Genomic DNA, 1,614 nt, shown 5'->3' with positions numbered 1-1,614 from the left:
ACGGCCTTACCGCGGTCTATAGCTTTTTGCAGACCAATTGCCGGGCCGCCCGCGTCCCGAACGGTTGTGAAACCACGCAAGAGCATTTTCTCGGCCTCAATCGTGGAGACTGCACCCCAGTACATCCAGTCGAAGTTATCGCGCAGGTCCGCCACCGGTTCGGTGACCGTCATATGTACATGTGCGTCGATCAGGCCCGGCATCAGGGTTCGACCACCACCGTCAATGATCTGTGCATTGGCGACGGCCAGTGGTTCCGCTGATACGTCTGCGATCAGGTTGTCCACGACCAGAACGTTTGCGTTCTCAATTCGCTGTTCATCGACACCGTTAAACACGTGCACGTTGGTAAATAGGATCGGAAAGCTTTCTTCCTGCGCAAAACCTTGGCCCGCGATTACCAGGCTTGCAGAAAAGGCTGTCGTGGCCACCAAGTGTTTGAATTTCGGCGTCATCGAAGTTCTCAAAATGCGAATCACAGATGTATATTTCTGAATGTGATTTTAGAGTGATCGCCGAATATTGCCTGACAGCATGACGGGCTTAGCCAAATTGATTTTGCATTCTGCAAGCTTTTCGCACCTTTTTGTGTGTTTTCTGTCTATCTGTCGTTAACTTCATGATATTTGAGGGCGACATGGACGCATTTGACCAAAACAAAAAGAAGGCCTTGCCGCTGGTTCGGGCATCGGTTGCTGCACCGGTGGTAGCTGCTTTGCGTGGCGCCGGTGTTGAACCAGCCTTCGTTCTAGACCCTCTGGGCGTAAGCGAATCCCAAGTGATGGATCGCCAGAATTTCTTGCCACACGAGACGATCTATAAAATCCATCAAGCCGCTGCTGATGCAACAGCACCGGACTTCTGCGCGCAAGTTGGTCAATCAATTGACCTTTTTCGGTTTTTAACTCTTGGTGACATGTTGGCCGAGGCGTTGACGCTGGGTGACTTCTTTACGCGCTACACTCAAGCCGTCTCGAAAGAATCCAACGCTGTCACGCAATCGCTGCTAGTGGAAGGCGAGCACGCTTATTTCAGTGCCAAGCGGAACTTCAACATTTCGGTTTCGCCCGGACAGACCGATGCATTTCTGGCGAGCATCTGGATATCCTTGCTTCATCGGGTTCTCGATTTCAGGTGGGACCCGAGCCAGATCATTTTACGGGTAAGCGAACCTGACGTGCTGCCCAAGCACTTTCATGGTGTTCAAGCCATCAAGTGCGGCCCACAGGGATTTTCGATCCGGTTTCCTTCAACCTGGCTGAGCCATCAGTTGCTCCCGGAAACACTGGAAAACCCGTCAGACCAGACAGGCGCTACCCCCGAGCAGCATGCGCCTCAAGATTTCTTAACCGGGCTTCAGGGCCTGATCCGAATTCATCTTGGCGAACCAGGATTTGGTGTAAACGAACTGGCGCGCCTGTGCGGTTTCCACCGGGAGACATTGAACAATCGGCTGGCCCCTTACGGGCAATCGGCCTCTCAGGTCATATCTGGCGTCAAACTGGAAGAAGCAAAGAAGCTGCTGGGTCCAGCAGGAAAGTCCGTTAGTGAGACCGCACTGCGGCTTGGCTACGCAGACCCCACTGCGTTTTCGAGGGCCTTCCGAAAATGGTC

The 1,614-nt window shown here is 53.1% G+C and carries 2 protein-coding genes; one reads left to right on the top strand and one right to left on the bottom strand.

All coding sequences use genetic code 11. The features are described from left to right. Nucleotides 1–455: amidohydrolase family protein (locus AC2FNR_RS22015; protein ID WP_496851496.1), on the bottom strand; the 455-nt coding region annotated here is incomplete at its 3' end. Between the two features lie 182 nt (nucleotides 456–637). Here AC2FNR_RS22015 and AC2FNR_RS22010 point away from each other — a divergent pair. Then, nucleotides 638–1,614: helix-turn-helix domain-containing protein (locus AC2FNR_RS22010; RefSeq protein WP_496851494.1), on the top strand; the 977-nt coding region annotated here is incomplete at its 3' end.

It is taken from the genome of Ruegeria sp. SATB045 (assembly GCF_059613525.1).
The sequence above is the reverse complement of the archived record's forward strand: the minus strand, read 5'-3'. Positions and strand labels throughout refer to the sequence as shown.